This is a genomic window from Sulfurimonas hydrogeniphila (assembly GCF_009068765.1).
GTDB lineage: Bacteria > Campylobacterota > Campylobacteria > Campylobacterales > Sulfurimonadaceae > Sulfurimonas > Sulfurimonas hydrogeniphila.
The window spans coordinates 344562-363954 of record NZ_CP035534.1 but is presented as its reverse complement, the minus strand read 5'-3'; the positions used below and the strand labels follow the sequence as shown (position 1 = coordinate 363954).

Annotated in this window: 15 protein-coding genes; 4 read left to right on the top strand and 11 right to left on the bottom strand. The window is 38.9% G+C overall.

Annotated elements, in window-relative coordinates; genetic code table 11:
- The first annotated feature begins 3 nt into the window (after positions 1–3).
- Genes ETP70_RS01820 through dapB form a run of 4 tightly spaced genes read left to right on the top strand, consistent with a single transcriptional unit; the run spans position 4 to position 2717 of the window.
- Positions 4–444, top strand: a complete 441-nt coding sequence (locus ETP70_RS01820) for a hemerythrin domain-containing protein (protein ID WP_151899570.1) — start codon at positions 4–6, stop codon at positions 442–444.
- Positions 434–658 (top strand): DUF2249 domain-containing protein, encoded by a 225-nt coding sequence (locus ETP70_RS01815; protein WP_151899569.1) that lies wholly within the window; start codon positions 434–436, stop codon positions 656–658. Before ETP70_RS01820 ends, ETP70_RS01815 begins: the two co-directional genes overlap by 11 nt.
- On the top strand, positions 658–1911 hold the full coding sequence (locus tag ETP70_RS01810; RefSeq protein WP_151899568.1) for a hypothetical protein: 1254 nt from the start codon (positions 658–660) through the stop codon (positions 1909–1911). The genes ETP70_RS01815 and ETP70_RS01810 overlap by 1 nt, the downstream gene beginning before the upstream one ends.
- A 38-nt stretch (positions 1912–1949) precedes the next feature.
- Positions 1950–2717: a 4-hydroxy-tetrahydrodipicolinate reductase gene (gene dapB, locus ETP70_RS01805; RefSeq protein WP_151899567.1), complete on the top strand. Its 768-nt coding sequence runs from the start codon at positions 1950–1952 to the stop codon at positions 2715–2717.
- Position 2718: 1 nt separating this feature from the next.
- Here the strand turns inward: dapB and ETP70_RS01800 are convergent, their stop codons facing one another.
- From ETP70_RS01800 to ETP70_RS01750, 11 genes are read right to left on the bottom strand one after another with little or no spacing between them, the layout of a single operon-like run.
- Positions 2719–5073: a tetratricopeptide repeat protein gene (locus ETP70_RS01800; RefSeq protein ID WP_151899566.1), complete on the bottom strand. Its 2355-nt coding sequence runs from the start codon at positions 5071–5073 to the stop codon at positions 2719–2721.
- 32 nt (positions 5074–5105) lie between these two features.
- Positions 5106–6614, bottom strand: coding sequence for an NADH-quinone oxidoreductase subunit NuoN (gene nuoN, locus ETP70_RS01795; RefSeq protein ID WP_151899565.1), 1509 nt, complete (start codon positions 6612–6614; stop codon positions 5106–5108).
- Positions 6614–8173 (bottom strand): NADH-quinone oxidoreductase subunit M, encoded by a 1560-nt coding sequence (locus ETP70_RS01790; protein WP_151899564.1) that lies wholly within the window; start codon positions 8171–8173, stop codon positions 6614–6616. The genes nuoN and ETP70_RS01790 overlap by 1 nt, the downstream gene beginning before the upstream one ends.
- A gap of 3 nt (positions 8174–8176) precedes the next feature.
- Positions 8177–10096 carry an NADH-quinone oxidoreductase subunit L gene (gene nuoL / locus ETP70_RS01785; RefSeq protein WP_151899563.1) on the bottom strand — a complete coding sequence of 640 codons (1920 nt, stop codon included), beginning with the start codon at positions 10094–10096 and terminating at the stop codon, positions 8177–8179.
- A 3-nt stretch (positions 10097–10099) separates the two neighbouring features.
- Positions 10100–10408: an NADH-quinone oxidoreductase subunit NuoK gene (gene nuoK, locus ETP70_RS01780; protein WP_151899562.1), complete on the bottom strand. Its 309-nt coding sequence runs from the start codon at positions 10406–10408 to the stop codon at positions 10100–10102.
- Positions 10405–10971, bottom strand: coding sequence for an NADH-quinone oxidoreductase subunit J (locus tag ETP70_RS01775; RefSeq protein ID WP_151899561.1), 567 nt, complete (start codon positions 10969–10971; stop codon positions 10405–10407). The genes nuoK and ETP70_RS01775 overlap by 4 nt, the downstream gene beginning before the upstream one ends.
- A gap of 12 nt (positions 10972–10983) precedes the next feature.
- Positions 10984–11601 carry an NADH-quinone oxidoreductase subunit NuoI gene (nuoI, locus tag ETP70_RS01770; protein WP_151899560.1) on the bottom strand — a complete coding sequence of 206 codons (618 nt, stop codon included), beginning with the start codon at positions 11599–11601 and terminating at the stop codon, positions 10984–10986.
- A gap of 11 nt (positions 11602–11612) precedes the next feature.
- Positions 11613–12602, bottom strand: a complete 990-nt coding sequence (gene nuoH, locus ETP70_RS01765; RefSeq protein ID WP_151899559.1) for an NADH-quinone oxidoreductase subunit NuoH — start codon at positions 12600–12602, stop codon at positions 11613–11615.
- A gap of 3 nt (positions 12603–12605) precedes the next feature.
- On the bottom strand, positions 12606–15092 hold the full coding sequence (locus tag ETP70_RS01760; RefSeq protein WP_151899558.1) for an NADH-quinone oxidoreductase subunit G: 2487 nt from the start codon (positions 15090–15092) through the stop codon (positions 12606–12608).
- A complete protein-coding gene (locus ETP70_RS01755; RefSeq protein ID WP_151899557.1) occupies positions 15092–17335 on the bottom strand; it encodes an NADH-quinone oxidoreductase subunit G in 2244 nt (747 codons plus the stop codon). Before ETP70_RS01755 ends, ETP70_RS01760 begins: the two co-directional genes overlap by 1 nt.
- 12 nt (positions 17336–17347) lie before the next feature.
- Entirely contained in the window at positions 17348–19384 is a 2037-nt protein-coding gene (locus ETP70_RS01750; RefSeq protein WP_151899556.1) for an FAD-dependent oxidoreductase, read from the bottom strand.
- Positions 19385–19393 lie beyond the last annotated feature (9 nt).

The following is a 19393-nucleotide window of genomic DNA, read 5'->3' as shown; positions in this document are numbered from 1 at the left end:
GATATGACTATAAAAGATTTTATGACAAGTAAACACAGAGAGTGTGATCATCTTTTGACGCAGGCAGAAGATTTTCTTGAAAGCGGAGAGTTTGACGAAGCTCTTTCCAAATATTCAGCCTTTAAAAATGAAACTCTCCTGCATTTCACAATGGAAGAGGAGTATCTTTTTCCTATGCTTGAAGAAAAATCAGGGATAGGAAGTATGGGACCGACAAATGTTATGCGAATGGAGCATGCACAGGCAAAATCACTCTTTGAAAAAATGGATGAAGCCTATAATGCCAAAGACAAAGAAAGAGCTTTTTCTCTTGGAGAGTCCATGAATATTCTCCTGCAACAGCACAATCTCAAAGAAGAGCAGATGCTCTATACCATGATGAACAGTGCCCTGGCAGAAAATGCAGAAGAAATCGTTCAAAAACTACAAAACTATGAAAACTAAAAAAGAGATTATTCTGGATGTCAGTGAGCTTGAAGCGCCCTACCCTCTGGTAGAAGCCATCAATGCTCTTAATATTTTACAGGATGATGAAGTGCTGATATTTCGCCATCGGATGAACCCTCAAATGCTTTTTCAAAACATTTTGTCCCTTGGTTTGCAATATGAAATTACGAAAGAAAATGAAAATGAGTTTGAAATGAGGATCTGTAAATAATGTTTCAAGGTCTGAGTCTTGAACAGGCACCCCCTTATGCAATTCCAATAAAATTTTATCTCAGTGGTGCCTTTTATCTTATACTTCTTTCAGTAGCCATTGCAATCTACGGATTTTCTATAGGTTCACGGTTTGATTATGAAGTTATTGCTTTGACACATCTGCTGACTCTGGGCTTTATCACACATGTCATGTTCGGCTCACTCTTTCAAATGTTGCCTGTTATGCTGGCAACACCCTATACAAATGTCATAAAAAATGCAACAATCATTCACATTGCTTTAAATGCCGGAATTCTGAGTTTTGTTGTTGGATTTCTCACAAATACGCCACTCTTGCTCTATCTTGCAGGAGCAGTGCTGAGCGGAACCTTTTTCTATTTTGCAATACTCTCTTTTAAAACAGTTTTGCTCAGCCAGGAAAAAAACACGCTGGTACAAAACTTTGCAGCTTCTTTTATAGCTCTTTTTGCAGCAGCTCTGTTTGGAGCTTTGGCACTGCTTGGACATTTTGGATTTGTTGACACATTGCGTTATGGAAACACTCATATTGCTTTTATGCTTTTTGGCTGGGTCTTTTTACTTATAGTCTCCGTATCGTATAAAATTATTCCTATGTTTTTTGTTGCAAAAGAGTTTCCGATATTTTTACAAAAAAGACTCTATCCTGCACAACTTGTATTTTTACTTTTATTTGCATATGCACAACTTCAAGAAAAAATGCTGCTTCTCACTTTAACACAGATACTGCTTTGCGTACCAGTCATCATTTTTGCTCTGTTGAGTATACAAATTTTACGAAAAAGAAAACGGGCAAGAAAAGATGCCAGCATCCAGCTTTGGTATTTTGCCATGGGCAATGCTGTTCTTGCGTCTCTCCTTTTTACAGGTGCAAATATTTTACATGTAAACCTTTCTTTTGCTATTGGGTTTTTTACTCTCTTTGGCGCTGTATATGCCTTAATCAATGCAATGCTTTATAAAATCATCCCTTTTTTGACCTGGTTTCATTTAAGTTCAAATATGGTTTTTGATGCAGAAATGGGTGATGTCATTCCAAAGAAAAAGATGAACATCCAGATAAATCTATACTATCTCACATATTTCTTTTTTTTGTGCACTGTATTGTCACCTGCTTTTATCATACCCTCGGCAACACTCTTTTTGTTTTCATCTCTTTTACTCCTGCTCAATATACTCAAAGCGCAAAAATATTACAATGAGTATATGAAAAAGAAAGTAGTATTTGAGTAATATTTTGCTATTATAAGAAAAAAAAATGAGGATATATTATGATAAAAGTAGGCGTATTCGGTGCGAGCGGTAGAGTTGGCAGACTTTTAATAGAAGATTTAAAAACAACAGATGAAATGAGTTTGAGTACAGTATTTGTCAGAAATTCACTTGATTTTTCCATAGATCCTTCAGTTCTGGTTACTTCTGATATGCAGGCATTTTTGCATGCGGCTGATATTATTATAGATTTCTCACTACCGGATGCCTGTGAGATACTTCTGGAAGAAGCAATGAAAACTCCCAAACCGTTAGTCATCGGAACAACAGGACTCAATACACATCAACTCAATCTTTTAAAAGAGGCAAGTGAGCGCATGCCAGTGCTTTATGCCACAAATATGTCTCTGGGTGTAGCACTTTTGAACAAACTTGTTTATCAGGCTTCAGCAGCCCTTGAGGGATTTGATATAGAAATTGTAGAAATGCATCACAGACACAAAAAAGATGCGCCAAGCGGTACGGCATTGACACTCAGCCAGTCAGCAGCAGCCGCAAGAGGATTGGATCTTGACAAAGTACGCATCAGCGGCAGAGACGGGAACATCGGCGAAAGAAGCAAAGATGAAATAGCAGTTATGGCTCTGCGTGGCGGTGACATCGTAGGACGCCATACCGTCGGCTTTTACAATGACGGAGAATTTATAGAACTCAACCATACAGCAACTTCAAGAAATACTTTTTCCAAAGGTGCCCTTCGTGCCGGAAAATGGCTTGCAGACAAAGAAGCCGGTCTCTACAGCATCAGTGATTGTTTGGAACTTTAATTTAAAGTTCCAATGCACTTTTTGCCAGTTTGGCCCAGGAAGATTTTGGGTCAGCGGCTATTGCTTCCTTATATGCTTTTTTCGCTGCATCATCTCTCCATAGTTTATCAAGTACACTGCCTAAAAGATATTTTTGCCGCGCACGTAATGTAGGCCTTAATCCCAGTTTATCCAATGATTTTATAACTTCCAAAGCCTTGTTGTACTCTTTTTTATCCATATATGCCTGGTACAGTGCAAATTCCACATAAGGACTCTGCGCATAGGAATTTGATTTGTTCTGTATCTGCATTACTTTTTTTGCATATTTTATTATCAAATTATCATCATGTCGTTCGTTTCCGAATGTTACCATTGCAACATAACGTTCTATATCTTTATAGTCGAGGCCAAAAATTTCTTCGATTTTTGCCATTGCATCAATCATCTTCTCTTTTTGCTCTAATCGTTCATATGTATCAAACAGATATCTGTAAACCTCTTTGTATTTTGAATTTTTGTCATCTTCTATCAAAGTAATTAAATCTTTGGCTGCATCCAGTACATCACTGTAATTTCCCGTAGCAAAATCAACTTTTATGTAGCGAAAGAGCCATTTTTTTCGCTTATCCAAATCTTTGGATTTTAAATTTTTACGTGCTATACTTTTTGAAAGCTGAAAATCTCCGCCTTTCATTGCACATTCATATATACCGTCATCCCATTTATCCGAAAGCGTAATATTATATTCATTTGATATGATTAAAACCTGTTTACAGTTTTTCTTACGCAGAGACTGTTTCATCTCTCCGATAGCAGCATCCTGTATAATTTTTTGGATATCTTTATACTCTGTCCCATCCAGAGATTCCAGGGAGTTTTTTAAAGAGAGCACCTCTTTGTATTTTCCCTCTTTTAAAAGTAATTTTGCTTTTTCATACAGTGCGCGTTTGCCTATAGTATCGTTTTGGTACTCTTGAATAAGCTTGTCAAATTCTGCCAGTTTTGCTGTTGTATTTAAATCAGAAACTTCAAAAAAGAGTGCGTCTTTGGCAACCTGAACAGCATCCACATAGTCTCCGTCAGGAAACTTTTTCAAATATTCATTGAGAGCAGCCAGAGCCTTCTTTTTCTCTTTTGTTTGAGCAAGCCATAAAGCTTTGTTTTTAAGCAACTCTTCATATTCATCATATGTGGCATCGATCTCCTGCAACAAAGTATCGGCTATAGCTGCAGCAACTTTATAATACCCCTGATTTGCAAATTCCTCCATCATCTTTTGTGATGCTTTAAAATCTTCCATAAAAAAGCCAGGATCTGCCTGAATAATTTTCATCGCATACTGCGAAGCCTCTTTTGGCTTGTAAGAAAGATACAAAGAGGCTAAATGGTATGCGGCATTTGCTGCCACCTCTAAATCTTTCGTCTCATACAATGCTTTTTTATAATACTTTAGCGCTTGTTTTGTACCACCTGACTCTTCAAGCATCTCTCCCTTGTATATATATCCCAGTTGTGTAAATTTACTTTTTGGATGTTCTGTAAACAATCGGTCATAAAAGTAGTCAGCATTTGAATTTTCACCGAGTTTGGCATATGCTTTTGCTACCAGGGAAAGGACCTCTGCTACATTCTCATCAGAAGAGTATTCTCTTAAAAACTCTTTTGCTACACTTACTACATTATCCCAGTCTTTTATTTTTGCATACACTTTAATTTTATAATAGAGCAGCTCTGCTTTAAAAAGCGTATTTGGATAATCATTCAATATGTCATTTATACTTTCAAGACACATTTCATACTCTTTGTGTTTATAATACTTTTTTATTTTCAAGTACTCTTTCACATCTTCTACATTTTTGATATATACCGGGTTTCCCTGCAGGTCCAGACTTCCTACATACGGCAGTTTGTCTTTGTCAAGGTAAAAAGGAAAATCCAATGCAAGTGAAGAGGCTTCCTCCTGCTTAAACAAAGGAAATGTTTTTTTGTACCCTAGAACACTCCAATGGTCTGAATATGTTACATTTGCATTAAAAACTTCATTGTCTTTTGTGAGATCAAATATTTCCGGAATCAATTTTATTTTGTAAAAAGGCTTGATTGTAACAATAAATTTTTCATCTTTAAAAACTGTATTTACTTTAAAAAAATCATTTTGAATATGCTTGAGTTTTCGCACTGGTCTTTTTAAAAAAATACATCGAATTTCCAAAACTGTATCAAGATCATTTTTAATTTCTTTACATGTAAAGCGTTCAGTGTTTCGAATATCAAGTGTAGAGTATTTTATGAAGTTGTCCTTTGCACTCTCTATGGAAATTTCAAGTGCAAAAGAATTTGTAAGAACAAAGGCCAGGAGTATCCATTTTAGCAAATTTTCTCCCCCTTGTTTAAGATTTTAGACTATTAATATCCACTGTTATATACAAAAGCTGTAATAAACTCTAGAAGCGGGTTTATAGCAACAAAAGCAAATATGGTTCCTACTGCTGCTATACCGATAATAGTTTTGAGCGCCAATGTCGCATTGGCAACATATATCTGTCCGCTCGCACCGACAACCGGTTCTTTCATAAACATGTATACAATAAGTTTTAAATAGTAATACCCTGCTATTGCTGAGTTTAGTGCCATAATAAGTGCAAGGATTGTATAACCGCTTGTTACCGCAGAGCTGATCAGATAGATTTTACCCCAAAACAGTGCAAACGGAGGGATTCCTGCCAAGCTCAGCATAAACAGTCCCATAATCATTGCCGGTACCGGTGCGGTTTTAATCATCCCCGCAAATTTGTCATACGAGTGGTCTGACATTTGATGATCCGGTAAGCTTTTTTGACGGGAGATCCATAGCATTGAGAACGACCCGAGGTTTGTGAATGTAAACAGAACCCAGTATAAAAAGAGTGCGCTGTTTGCCTGTGTTGTTCCTATTAAAATAGCAGCCATCACAAAACCTGCATGCGAAATCGAACTGTATGCCAGCATACGCTTCACATCAGTTTGTACAAGAGCCCACATATTTGCCACTGTCATCGTAATAATGACAAAGGCATATAAAACAATATCAAGCCATACGATACCGCTGTGGACTAAAAATTCAAAAAATCTCATAGCCACGACAAAAGCAGCTATTTTTGGTACGATTGACATATAACCGGCCATTGGTGCAGAAGAACCTTCATACACATCCGGAGCCCATGTATGAAATGGAATAAGTGATAATTTAAAAGCAAAGGCTGCCAGCATAAACGAAACACCTACAAGGACATATCCGATGTCAGCATACCCGTTTGCAGCAAGAACCAAGGCAATTTTATTAATTTCTACCGAACCCGTCAATGCATAAAAGACCATGGCACCGAAACTGAAGAAACCTGCGGCCAAGGCACCCATTGTAAAGTATTTCACAGCAGCTTCAAAAGATTTGTCACGGTTATGCATAGCTATGAGCGTGTACAATGCCAAAGATGCTGTTTCCAAACCGACAAATATCAAGATCAGATTATCTGTAGCAACCATAAACTGGAAACCTGCAATCATAAACAAAAAGAGTGCAAAAAACTCAGGATAGGAAAACTCATGAAAGCGTTTGTTTGTCAAAGCCAACGGAATAAAGAGCATTGATGCTATAACGATAATAAACTGAGCCAACAAAGCCAGACCGTCTATCAGCATTACATCAAACATACCAAGTACTGTACCGTTTTGGGTAAAAATCTCTGAGGCATCAAGCAGAGAGAAAAAGTCCATTGCCAAAAAGAGCAGGCTCAGTACGACGTAGAGTGATTTGTGAAGCCCACCCTTGATAACATCAATCACTAAGATTAACAATGCACCTACTACCGGTATCAGCATAGGCGCCAGAGTCATTACATTTAACGACTCCATTGAAATATTTATCGGCGCTAACATTAGTGAACCTCCTCTATAATAGTTTTTTCTATAATTACAACTTTAGGTTTCACTAAATTTGGAATTCTTTCTTTACCTAATTCTGTTGTAGCTTTATTGTGCATTAACTGTACAATTGATTTCACACTGTTGTTAATCGGTTCCAACACAGGTTTTGGATATATACCCAGCCATATGGTAATTACTCCAAGTGGCAGGAGGGCAACCCATTCTCTTTTATTGACATCTTTAAGATTTTTATTCTCTTCTTTTGTTACCTCACCAAAAAACATTTTTTTGTATGCTGCCAACATATAGATGGCACCGACAATAATCGCTGTTCCGGCTAAAAGTGTCAAAATGTGAGACTGTTGGTAAAATCCGAGAAGCGACAAGAACTCACCTACAAAGTTGATTGTCAAAGGCATTCCGACAGAAGCCATTAACATGAGACCAAATATTGTTGCATATCTTGGCATCACCTGTGCCAAGCCGCCAAATTCACTCATCATCTTCGTATGGCGTCTGTCATAAATAACACCTACGAGCAGGAACAGAGCTCCAGAAACAACACCGTGTGCTATCATTAAAAAGATTGATCCCGAGATACCTTCTACATTCAGTGCGAATGTTCCCAGAATAATAACACCCATATGCGAGATCGATGAATATGCAACAACCTGCTTGATGTCTTTTTGCGCATAGGCAACCATAGCAGTATACACAATCATAATAATTGCGATGATTGCGATTGGAACCATAAAAAATGCCGAAGCATCCGGAAACATTGGTAAAGAGAAACGAATGAACGCGTATGTTCCCATCTTTAACAGAATTGCTGCAAGGATAACAGAACCGATAGTCGGTGCCTGTCCGTGCGCATACGGTAACCATGTGTGAAACGGAAACATCGGTACTTTAATAGCAAAACCGATAAAAAATGCTGCAAAAAGCCAAAGCTGGAAAGACTCTGGTAAAATCAGTCTGTACCAGTCTAAAATAGCGAAACTCCAGACACCTGTTGCCTGATAGTAAAAATATGCCATAAAAAGCATACCGACAAGCATCACAAGCGAACCTGTAAAAGTATACAGGAAAAATTTAACAGAGGCATATATTCGCAACGGTCCGCCCCATGCACCGATGATATAAAGCATAGGTACAAGCGAAAGTTCCCAAAAAATGTAAAAGACTATTGCATCAAGTGCCACAAAAACACCGACCATTGTCATTTGTAAAAACAACAATGTAATAATCATATATTTTACATTAGGCGTATCTGTTAAACTGGCTATTCCTATCATAGTAAAAAAAGCTGCAAGAATAACAATAAACAAAGATATACCATCCACTCCAAGTATATAATTGATTCCAAAAGAAGGAACAAGCGGCAGGCTCTCCATAAACTGCATTCCGGACACATTGCCATCAAATACATACCACAGCCACAGTGAAAGTGCAAACTCTATAGCAGCGACAGAGATACCGTATGCACGCATACTCTCTTTTTGTATCATAAAACCAAATACGGCTGCGAGTGCCGGAAAGAAAATTAATAACGATAAAATATGATCTAACATATACTAAACTCCTAGAGCTGATAAGAATAGTACAATCTCATCAGAATATCTTGCTGCAAGCCCAAACACCACAGCGAGTGAGAGCAGACCAACTAAACCTGCTACCATCCATTTAAGCATAGTAGATAAGTTACCACTTTGCATTTTCCTAGTTTTCTTACCGGTACCATACACAATACCTGCAATCCCGTCAACAGTAGCATCCACAATTTTCATATCTACTTTTGTCCAGAAAAGTTCAGAAGCCTCTCTGTACGGTTTTACAAGGTACTCTTCGTAAAAATATGGAATATAGTACTGATTAAACAGCAGTTTATAGATAAATGAATTTTCTATCGGACTTGTGCCATCCGGAACACTGCTCCATGAAGCATATTTTTTATATGCATACAAAATAGCAAGTGCTACAAAAAGCTGCGTACCGACCAACATAATCCATAGTGTTGTATGGGAATGGATATGATACTCATGCGCACGTAAAATTTCTTCGATCATGCCAAAGAACGGTTCTTGAAAAATTCCGGCTATCATAGCAAGAATAAGCAACGGACTCATTGCAATCAGCATAAATCTATAGGCTTCATGCGGATGAATACCAAATATCTTGTAACGTTCTTCACCGTGAAAGATCAGTGCCACAAGTCTAAATGAATAAAATGCTGTCAGACCTGCCGTAAAGAGCAGTACACCGTAAATCACAAAGTGATGCTCAGCAAATGCCGCTTCAAGAATCGTATCTTTGGAAAAGAATCCTGCAAAAGGAAAGATTCCCGCCAAAGCCAATGAGGCAATTGTCATCATAATCCATGTCCACTTCATTACTTTTTTCAGTCCACCCATCTTAAACGGATCAAGTTCATCATGCATCGCATGCATTACATTTCCCGCACCAAGGAACAACAGTGCTTTAAAGAACGCATGTGCCATTAAGTGAAAAAGTGCAACCCAGTAAGCACCAAGACCTGCTGCGGCAAACATATACCCTAACTGAGAAAGTGTAGAGTAGGCAATGATTCTTTTCATATCACGGTTTACAAGGGCCATAGAAGCTGCAAACAATGCCACAAATGCACCAAGTGAAGCAATAAACAATCCGACATGAGGAATCAAACTGTAAAGCTCATTCGAACGCACTACAAGATAAACACCCGCTGTAACCATTGTTGCTGCATGAATAAGAGCCGATACAGGAGTAGGCCCTTCCATCGCATCTGCAAGCCATGTATGCAGAGGAAACTGTGCTGATTTACCCATTGCACCGATAAATAAAAATATACCTATCCATGTCAATGTGGCAGTATCCAGCAATGGCATAACGGCAAATGCTTCATCATACTGCAGTGTACCTGTATTCCAATAGACTAAAAAGATACCGATAAGCATACCAAGGTCGGCGATACGGTTCATGATAAACGCTTCATTGGCTGCCCATGTGGCAATTTGTTTATGATACCAAAAACCGATAAGACCCCATGAACAGAGACCAACACCTTCCCAGCCTATAAAAAGTCCTGCGAAGTTGTCACTCATGACAAGAACCATCATTGAAAACACAAATGCTGACAGCCATGCGAAGAAACGGTTAAAACCTTTGTCATGATCCATGTAACCGATAGAGTAAATATGTACGATAGTTGAAACCAAGGTAACAACCATCATCATAGTTACCGAAATCTGATCAACAACAAAACCAAAAGGAATGTAAAGATCTCCGGTTGCCATCCATGTCATCATCTCTACATGTACAGGCTCTCCGCCTTTGAGTATATAAATCAACAGGACTGTACTTGCTGCAAATGATGTCAATATCATAAGACTGGCAACAATACCCGTAAACAGTTTCTTTGGTGTCGCTGTAAACAACGCTGAGAACAAAGAACTTACAAGCGGAGCAAAGAGTGCTATGTATAAATATTTTTCCATTCTTTATCCTTTCATCGCTGTTAACGCATCTAAGTCAATTGAACTGTGGCGTTTATACCATACTATCAGAAGTCCAAGACCGACTGCAACTTCTGAAGCTGCAATAGCAATTACGAAAAATGCAAACATCTGACCAGTCAAATCGCCATAATAATGCGAAATTGCTGCAAAAGCAACATTAACTGCATTTAAGAGTATTTCGGTTGCAAAAAACAGTAAAAGAAGGTTTTTTCTACGCATAACACCTACTAAACCAATAGCAAATAAAATAGTAGATAAAACAAGATAATGATTTAAACCTATTTCCATCATGAAAGTACCTTTGTGTTATTTTGTTCTTCAATTTCAGCATCATTCATCAGTGTAATTGAAAGATCCATTTTCTTCCCTGCAAGGACGATACCTGCTACCATTGCAACAAGCAGCATAATTGCAGCCACTTCAAACGGTACTAGATATTTTGTAAATAAAATCAGTCCTACTTCTTGAGTATTGCCTACTCCTTCAATTGCCGGATAAAGAGCAACAATATTTTCAGATACCATCGGCGCTGCAAAAATAACAACTACCAGAACTGCTGCCAGTGTTGAGAGTCCGACGATAATGTATTTGTTTCCCTGTTTCTCTTTAACTTCTCTTGTCGTGTCAAAAAACATCATACCAAAAGCATATAAAGCCATTACTGCACCAGTGTAAACAATTATTTGCACTGCACCTAAAAAATCAGCACCCAGAATAAAGAAAAATGCTGATATGAAAATCATTCCCGCTGCCAATGCACTTAATGCATATAACGCCTGTGATGTTGTTACTGTGATGAAAAACATCGTTATCGTCAGAAATGCAAACAAGTAAAATGCTACCGCTTCAAACATAATCCAAACTCCTTAATATGCTAGAGGTGTTTTTTTAACACGCTCATCTTCATGTGGTGTAATCGCACCAAAACCTTCAAACTCCATTTGAGTTCCGGCTTTCATTTTGTCAAGTGGCGTCAACATATACGCATAGTCAACAAAATGCTCACGCTGTTCTGATGCCTGTTCATACTCTCCGCCATGAGTAATAGCAAGTTCAGGACAAACTTCCGCACAGTAACCGCAAAAAATACAACGCCCTAAATTAATTGTATATTCGGTTACTTCTTTTCGTGAATTCTCATCTATCTTTGTATCCATACGAATACAGTCAGATATACAGATTTTTTCACAAAGTCCACATCCGATACAACGTTCAGCATCACTTTCCCAAAGTCTTTTCATTTCATGCACGGCACGATAACGAGGACCTATAGGCAGTTTCTCCTGCGGATACTGTACCGTATGAATATCAAATTTGATCATTTCACGAAGCACTACCCATAAACCTACAAAAAGTTCGGCTCTGAAAGTTCTTTTTACGACACGTTTAAATTTACCCCAACCATCAGTAGGATAATCTTCAATATCAACTAAAAAGTAACCGTTGTCAGCTACATTTCTATCATTAAATTGTTCCATTTTCATTCATTATCCCCTTAAAACATCATCACAAAGCCGGTGATTACAACATTAATCACGGCCAATGGCATTAGTACTTTCCAACACAACCACATCAACTGATCCGGTCTTACATCCGGCCAGGCAGCTCTTGTCCACAAAAAGAAGAAAAAGAAAAATGCCACTTTTCCTATCAGCCCCAATGCGCCAAGCATACTTCCGTCACCGTATCCGCCTAAAAAGATAAGAGGAATCACAAAGGAGATAAAGAACATATTTGCATACTCGCCAATGAAGAAAAGACCCCATCTCATTCCAGAGTACTCTGTTCCAAAACCGTCAATAATTTCATGGTCATTTGCTATCAGGTGAAACGGCGTACGTCCGGTTTCAGCAAAAGCCGCGATCCAAAATAAAACAAAGGCTACAGGCTGAGACCATATAATCCAGTCACTGATACCGCCTGCCTGATAATTGTTAAAATCAATCAGAGACAAAGAACCCACCATCATAATCGGCGCCAGAATAGCTAAACCGCTGACAACTTCATAAGAGATGAAAACAGCTGCCGTACGCGCTGCTGAAAGCAGGGAAAATTTGTTTGCCGAAGCCATACCGCCAAGCAAAGGTCCGTAAAGTCCGACTGCCATTACACCCAGAATATACAAAATACCGATATTCAAATCAGCTACAATAGGATGTACTGTATAACCGAACACTGTGAATTGTGGAAAAAACGGAATCGCTGCTGCTGCCATAAATGCAGTTGCCGCAGTAATTACAGGTGCAATTTTAAATACCGGACCCACTACGTTTGTAGGAATAATATCTTCTTTTGTAAAAAGTTTTATACCGTCTGCTGCCACCTGCAACAACCCGTATGGTCCGACATACATCGGCCCTAAACGACGTTGCATAAATGCAAGTATCTTCCGCTCAAAATATGTACCGATACCTGCCAATGCAGAAAATATAAGTAGAATTACAACGACTTTTATAATCGTTTCAATTAAATATGCTGTATCCATATATTACCCCTTTTGGATTGAAGCTGTACTAAAACGGTAGCCGTCAAAGAGTGCTTCTGAGTTTAATTTTTTATCAAATGTAGGTAAAACCACTATATCACCTGCAATTTTATTGTCACACACAACTTTTGCAGTCAGTTCACCTTTTTTAGTTTTCACTGTGACTGTATCACCCTCATTGTAATCAGTTTTGGATAAATACTCTTCACTCATGTAAATACCGCTTACTTCGTCAAGATTTGTTGTCTTGTAGGTAAATTCCGTAAACTGTCTTACAGGATTTGCTAAATAGATTATACACCCTTCTAACTTATCTTCACTGAATTTTTCTACACTTTCATCTTCACTGGCCTCTACTGCTACATTTTCTAACACATAACCTCTTACTTCTGTACCGTCATTTTCATAATGATTTGGCAGGTTATCGAATTCTTCTGCTTTAAATCCTCTCGCAACAGGAAGTTCTACAGTGTAATCTATAATATTTTCTGCTTCAAAACCAAGCGCTTTTGCAATATCGTTTAATTCATATCCCTCATATCCGATAGCAGCATTTGTAGGGTTGACACGTTTGTTTACAGATGTCAATGTTCCTTCCTGCTGATTGATCGCCGGCATATCCAAATCACCGTCGCCAAGCCCGGAGAGTACAAAATCGCCATCAGTATTGTACGCAACCGTATAAGAGCCTTTCTCATCATCAAGGTCACAGATCAGCGCTACACCCAATGAGTTTGTAAGTGTTGGAATCATGGTAACTTCAAAAGCTGAGTATTTTTCCAGCAAAGCAACCAGACGAGCCAGGTTTTTTGCATTTGGATGCATATACAAATCTGGTCCAACCATAAGCGCAAAAGTCTCTTTTTTCTTCAGGTTCTTTTCAAGTGTTTGCATAAAACTATCATCAAGACCAAGTATTTCCAAGAGTCTGTTATCATCAACCTCTATTTCTTTTGCAATCTTTGTAGAAACCATTTTGGTTTTTTCTACTTCAATTTCTTCTTCTTCCCCTGTTTCTTCATTGACTTTTGTCTCTTTGACAAGTTCCACAACTTTTTCTTTCACAACTTCTTCAACTGTAACGGTTTTTTGTGAATGAAAAGAAGCAAGGTAGTCCACAATATCAGAAGGCAGTTTTGATTTGTTTGCAAAAAGATCAAGCAGAAGATATAATGCTGCTTCTTCTTGAAGAGGAGCATGGGCAACTGTCATGATAGACTTCCCTATACCCTCGATAATCGGATCTTTTACAGGATGAAAATAAATTCCTGCGCCTTTTTTTACTGTCAACGAATTATTTAATGCATAGCGTGCATTTGGATTGTCAGTTTTGAGTGCCGAACCGACAGAGACTATAAAGTTTGTACTATGCACTTTTTCCAGATCGCCTTTATAGAGTTTATGTCCACTGATTTGTGCATAATTGTTTAAAAAATCCTGAAATGCTTTTGCTTCCGGATTGACAAGTCTGTATCCGAATTTTTCTTTCATTTTTTGAAGCAGGTAGGCTTCTTCATTGGTAATTGTAGATGTAAAAGCTATTGTATCTGCCTTTTTAAAGGCCTCTACTGCATTTGCAAATGCAGTCTCGTCTTTTGTAACACCGGCATTTTGATAATCAAATCCGTAACGGCCTGCACCACAAAGTGAAACATAGTTCCATTCGTTCATAACACGGTATATTTTATCTTCAGGATTGTCAATACTTGTATGTTTCAGATCATAAGTTATCTGACATCCCGCAGAACAGTGTCCACAGGTTGCAGGAACCTGTTTTAACTCCCATGCATTGGACTTATACATAAACTGGGTATCAACAAGTGCTCCGACCGGACAGACTGCTGCACATTCGCCGCATGAGGTACAGTCAAGAACATCAGTTCCGTTTGTCAAACCAATGACAGACTTGTTGAGTTTGTTCCACATTGCATATGCGTCTTTTGGCATACTCTCTTTATAATCTGCATTGATAGGATCAGAACCGCGCGGAATTGTTTTAAGTGAATTGTCACCTATCATATCCTTACAGGCAGTAACACAACGTTCACACACGATACAAAGGCCCGGATCATAGTGTAAATGTCCCCAGTCATGAGAACTTCTGTCTACATCTTTAATGGAATAATGTTGTGAATCAACACCCATCTCAAGTGTATAATTTTGCAGTTCACACTCACCTGACTGGTCACATACACCACACTGAAGCGGATGGTTCACATCGTATACTTCCATGATGATTCTGCGCTCTTTTTCTATAGACTCAGTCGATGTTACTACCTGCATTCCCTCTTTTGCTTTTGCATTACAGGCATATACCTGTTTTCCATTTGCTTCAACAAGACATATACGACAGGCTAGAGTCGGGCTGCATCTTGTTAAATAACATATTGCAGGAATAAATATGTCATTTGCACGGGCAGCATTTAACAAATACTCACCCTCTTTTGTCTGAACATCTTTTCCGTCAATGTTTATGGTAATTTCACTCATTATATTACTCTCGCTATTTTGGATTTTTCAAATCTATATCTGCTAAAATCCTGACCTAAATCGAAGGTAGGATTGAGTGCTATAGTTCCTTTTAGTTCTTCATCTTGTTTAAAAACTCTTTGTATTGTTCTTGATGCAAAGCTTATTTCAACTACATCACCATCTGCAATCTTTGCAGCTGCCGCAAACTGAGCCGAGCCTCTTAATGTTGTGTCTTTTTCCAACTGATGTGTTTTATTTGTAAACGCATTAAACTGCAAAACAGGGTTACAATTATAAATTACACTTCCGTTAAACTCAGGCAACTCTTCAATCGGTGCTACTTCTGAATCTGCTTCACAGACAACTTCATCTAAGATATAGCCCCTTTTGTCTTCACCGTAAGGTGTTAAAAAATTCTCCAAATCATCAAAAGCAATTGCTTTAAAACCTTTTGATGTGTCGAGCTCTTTTGTATAGTCAATAGTATTTTCTTTTTTCAGACCAAGAGCATTTGCTATATCATTCAAAGTATATCCTTCAAAAGGAAGTGCCACATTCAACGGAAGTACCTGATTGTCAACATTGACAACTGTTCCTTCCACTTGATTAAGTGCCGGCATCGCTAAATCTGAATCTTTTAAAGATGACATTATAAAGTCACCTTCTGCATTATAAGCAACAATGTTGCCTATATTTTCATCAGTGTCGAGTTTACATGTAAGGGCAACCCCTGCAGTATTTACTTCTGCAGGAATAATCAGTAATGAAAATTCAGTATATTTTTCAATCAAAGCTGCAAGTTTCGCAATATTTTTTGCACGCTTATGTGCAAATACATCACTTCCGATGATAAGTACATGCTTTTGTGCCCGCTTGAATGACTTCGTCATTAATTTAAGTTCATCATCGCCCACATTGCTTTCAGCTTCAAGGTAGCCCAAATCCAAATCATCTAAAAATGATCTGGTTTGTTCGTCCACATCACTGTTTTGAAGAAGCTCATTTGCCAAAAGTGCCATGACACCCTCTTCTGTACCCACTTCATATTTCATAAACTGTGTAGCGGTATTTTTCATAAGCGCATCTTCAAGCGGATGCGCATATACTATTTTTGCACCATTATGCTGGGATGCTGTTCGCACAGCATAACGTACCATCGGATTATCCGTCGCCAAACGTGTGCCGATAATAATAATCGCATCGGCCTGTTTGACGGCATCCATCGAAGCACTGTGATGCAGTTTACCGCTTACTGAAGAATAAGATTTCATAAATTCAGCATACAGTCTTGCGTCCTCATTAAAAAGTTTTATCCCAAGTTTCTCTTTTAAAAGCTGTAAAATATGTGCCTCTTCATTTGTAATAATTGAAGAAAAGCGTATAGCATTTGCATTTTGAATGGCTTCAACTGCCTTTTTAAATGCTTCTTCGTCTTTAGAGGCGCGATTTTCAAAATCAAATCCGAAACGCCCTGCTCCACATAATGAATTGAATTCATAATTGTTTTTCACTCTGTAAATAGAATCTTCACCGTTGATACCGACGTGGCGTGTTTCATATTCCAAAGCACAACCGGCAGAACAGTGGGCACATGTTGAAGGAATACGGGAGAGTTCCCATGCATTTGCAGAGTACTGGAAATCACTGCTTACCAAAGCACCGACCGGACAGACTGCAATACATTCACCACAAAAAGTACAATCCAGTGTATCCGCATTTTTTGGGATAATCACAGAAGAGTATCCGCCGAATTTTACTTCAATAGCATCATCGCCTATAACTTCATTACATACATGTACACATTTTTCGCACATAATACATAATGCTGGGTCATAATTAATCAGTCCCCAGTGTTCCACTTTTCTGAGTTGGTCTTTTGCAGAAAATTCCTGTTGTGCTACGCCAAACTCCAAAGTCATATTTTGCAGATCACATTCTCCGGATTTGTCACAAACACCACACTCCAGCGGATGATTTACATCATAGAGTCTCATGATATTTGTACGCTCAAGCTCAAGCTCGGCAGAGTTTGTTCTGACTTCAATACCCTCTGTCGGAGGTGTGTTACAGGAGAGAACAAGCCCATCTACACCTTCTACCTCGACAGAACAGATACGGCATGATGCACAGGGCGTCGTTTTTGAAATATAACACATAGTAGGAATATAGATATCATTTTTTCTCGCAGCCTGAAGAATTGTCTCCCCTTTTACTGCTGTAACATCTTTGCCGTCAATTTTAAAATTTATAATTTTACTCATTTACGACTCCCCTTATGCCTGTACCATTGCTATATAATAACAACGCATACATCTCTCAGCTTCACTTAAAGCCTGTTCCTGTGTGAAACCAAGATTTACTTCCGCATTATTATGCTTTCTCACTTCAACATCCAAAACAGAAGAGTGCTCACGAGGAAGACCCGGCAACCAGCCGGTAACTTTCTCTTTTTTATCATAAACTTTCAGTTTAACAAGATGATCTTCCATAATCTCATCATCAGTCAAGCTCACTTCACCGGTCTGTACATATCGGGCCATAACAGAAGCCGCACGTTTGGCTTGACCGACCGCATTGACAATCGTCATAGGACCGTATTCACAGTCACCTGCGGCAAAAATACCTTTGCGTGATGTCATATAGTCTTTGCCGTTTGTCTTAATAGTCGCCCATGAAGTCATCTCAATGTCCCACTCTTCAGGCAGTAAATCCAAATCAGCCGACTGAGAAACAGCAGGAATCAGATAGTCTGCTTCAATAGTATAGGATTCACCCTCTATTTTTACAAGCTGTGCACGTCCACCGTTTGGATCCGGAACAAGCTCAAACTTGTCAATCAGAAGTTCTCGTAAAATGTCATTTTCGTCTGTCGTAATTTTGTTTACAGCGGAGTGAAAAAGAAACTCGACACCCTCTTCAACCGCTTCATGGTACTCTTCATAGGTTGTATTGCGAATAATCGTTTTTTCATCACGACGGTAAATCATATAGACTTTTTTGGCATTGGCCCTAATTGCACAACGCACAACATCCATTGAAGTAAATCCGCCGCCCACGCAGACCACGGTTTTTCCTGTCAGGTCCACATAGTCTGTAGTAAGCAGATTCTCTTCCTGCACCTCTTTAGGAATGGTGATGCCGTATTTTTCATACAGATTCACACGGTCAAGAAAGTCAATAGCGCCCCAGTAACCCTTTATCTCTGGTCTTTCATTTTCACAACGGACCTTTTTGGAGATCCTTGTCCCTACGGCCACCATCGTTGCATCATACTCTTTTTCAAATCTGCGCATATCGTCGGCACCGATTCTCGAATTTGTAATAAAGTTCACACCCATATCGCGAACACATTCAATATCCTGATTGTATTTGTCAACCGGCATTCGGTATTCAGGGACACCAACGGCAACTTCACCACCTAAAACAGGGAGATCCTCATATACATCGACTTTTATGCCTTCTGCAGCAAGATAATACGCAGTCGTCAGTCCCGCAGGACCTGCACCGATAACAGCAACTTTTTTGTCAATCGGCGGCTTCTTCTCCATCGGGTGAAAAAACTCATATTCATGGTCTGTTTCCCAGTCTGCACCAAGGCGTTTGAGTGCCATAATTGAAATAGGCTCATCAAGATTGGTTCTTCGACAGGCATCTTCACACGGATGCGGACAGACACGTCCACAGGTATGTGCAAGCGGCATTGTCTGGCGTGTTGCTTCCAGGGAATCGTCAAAACGCAAGTCTCTGACACCTTCAATATATCCGGGTATATCAACATGCGCAGGACAGGCATCCGTACACGGTGCTGTTATTTTTGCTATATAGCCGATTTTTTCATCATAATGTTTTGATTTTTTCTTTTCATTGATACACTCCAGAAATGTATCTTCGAAATGCGTCATTAAGTCCAAAATAGGATTTGGAACTGTTTTCCCAATCTCACACTTGGATGTTATCTGCATACTTTTACCAATCTCTTTTAAGTGGTCCAAATCAGCCAATTCACCTTCACCACGAGCAATTTTATCAAGCTGGTCATATAAAATACGGCCACCCCATCTTCCAGGAGCACATCTTCCGCATGCTTCTGAATATACTTGATACTGTGCAGCATATTCCATCGCTAAACGAATAACATCCACATCCTCATGAAACAACGAAACACCGTCCCAGCCGATAAAAGCTTTTGAATCACGGTGATCATCATATTGTGCCGGTAAGTTATAAGCTGACTCTTCCCACTCTTCTTGTGGTTTGCCGATATTGTTAACAAGCTCACCATTCCAAGTAGAAAAATATACTTTGCTCACATTCAATCC

Excerpts from the sequence above, each read along its gene's own strand:
- ETP70_RS01810 (WP_151899568.1), top strand. The coding sequence starts at position 658 with ATGTTTCAAGGTCTGAGTCTTGAACAGGCACCCCCTTATGCAATTCCA.
- nuoK (WP_151899562.1), bottom strand. The coding sequence starts at position 10,408 with ATGATGGAAATAGGTTTAAATCATTATCTTGTTTTATCTACTATTTTA.
- ETP70_RS01815 (WP_151899569.1), top strand. The coding sequence starts at position 434 with ATGAAAACTAAAAAAGAGATTATTCTGGATGTCAGTGAGCTTGAAGCG.
- ETP70_RS01775 (WP_151899561.1), bottom strand. The coding sequence starts at position 10,971 with ATGTTTGAAGCGGTAGCATTTTACTTGTTTGCATTTCTGACGATAACG.
- nuoH (WP_151899559.1), bottom strand. The coding sequence starts at position 12,602 with ATGGATACAGCATATTTAATTGAAACGATTATAAAAGTCGTTGTAATT.
- dapB (WP_151899567.1), top strand. The coding sequence starts at position 1,950 with ATGATAAAAGTAGGCGTATTCGGTGCGAGCGGTAGAGTTGGCAGACTT.
- ETP70_RS01790 (WP_151899564.1), bottom strand. The coding sequence starts at position 8,173 with ATGTTAGATCATATTTTATCGTTATTAATTTTCTTTCCGGCACTCGCA.
- nuoL (WP_151899563.1), bottom strand. The coding sequence starts at position 10,096 with ATGGAAAAATATTTATACATAGCACTCTTTGCTCCGCTTGTAAGTTCT.
- ETP70_RS01760 (WP_151899558.1), bottom strand. The coding sequence starts at position 15,092 with ATGAGTGAAATTACCATAAACATTGACGGAAAAGATGTTCAGACAAAA.
- ETP70_RS01820 (WP_151899570.1), top strand. The coding sequence starts at position 4 with ATGACTATAAAAGATTTTATGACAAGTAAACACAGAGAGTGTGATCAT.
- ETP70_RS01755 (WP_151899557.1), bottom strand. The coding sequence starts at position 17,335 with ATGAGTAAAATTATAAATTTTAAAATTGACGGCAAAGATGTTACAGCA.
- nuoI (WP_151899560.1), bottom strand. The coding sequence starts at position 11,601 with ATGAAAATGGAACAATTTAATGATAGAAATGTAGCTGACAACGGTTAC.
- nuoN (WP_151899565.1), bottom strand. The coding sequence starts at position 6,614 with ATGTTAGCGCCGATAAATATTTCAATGGAGTCGTTAAATGTAATGACT.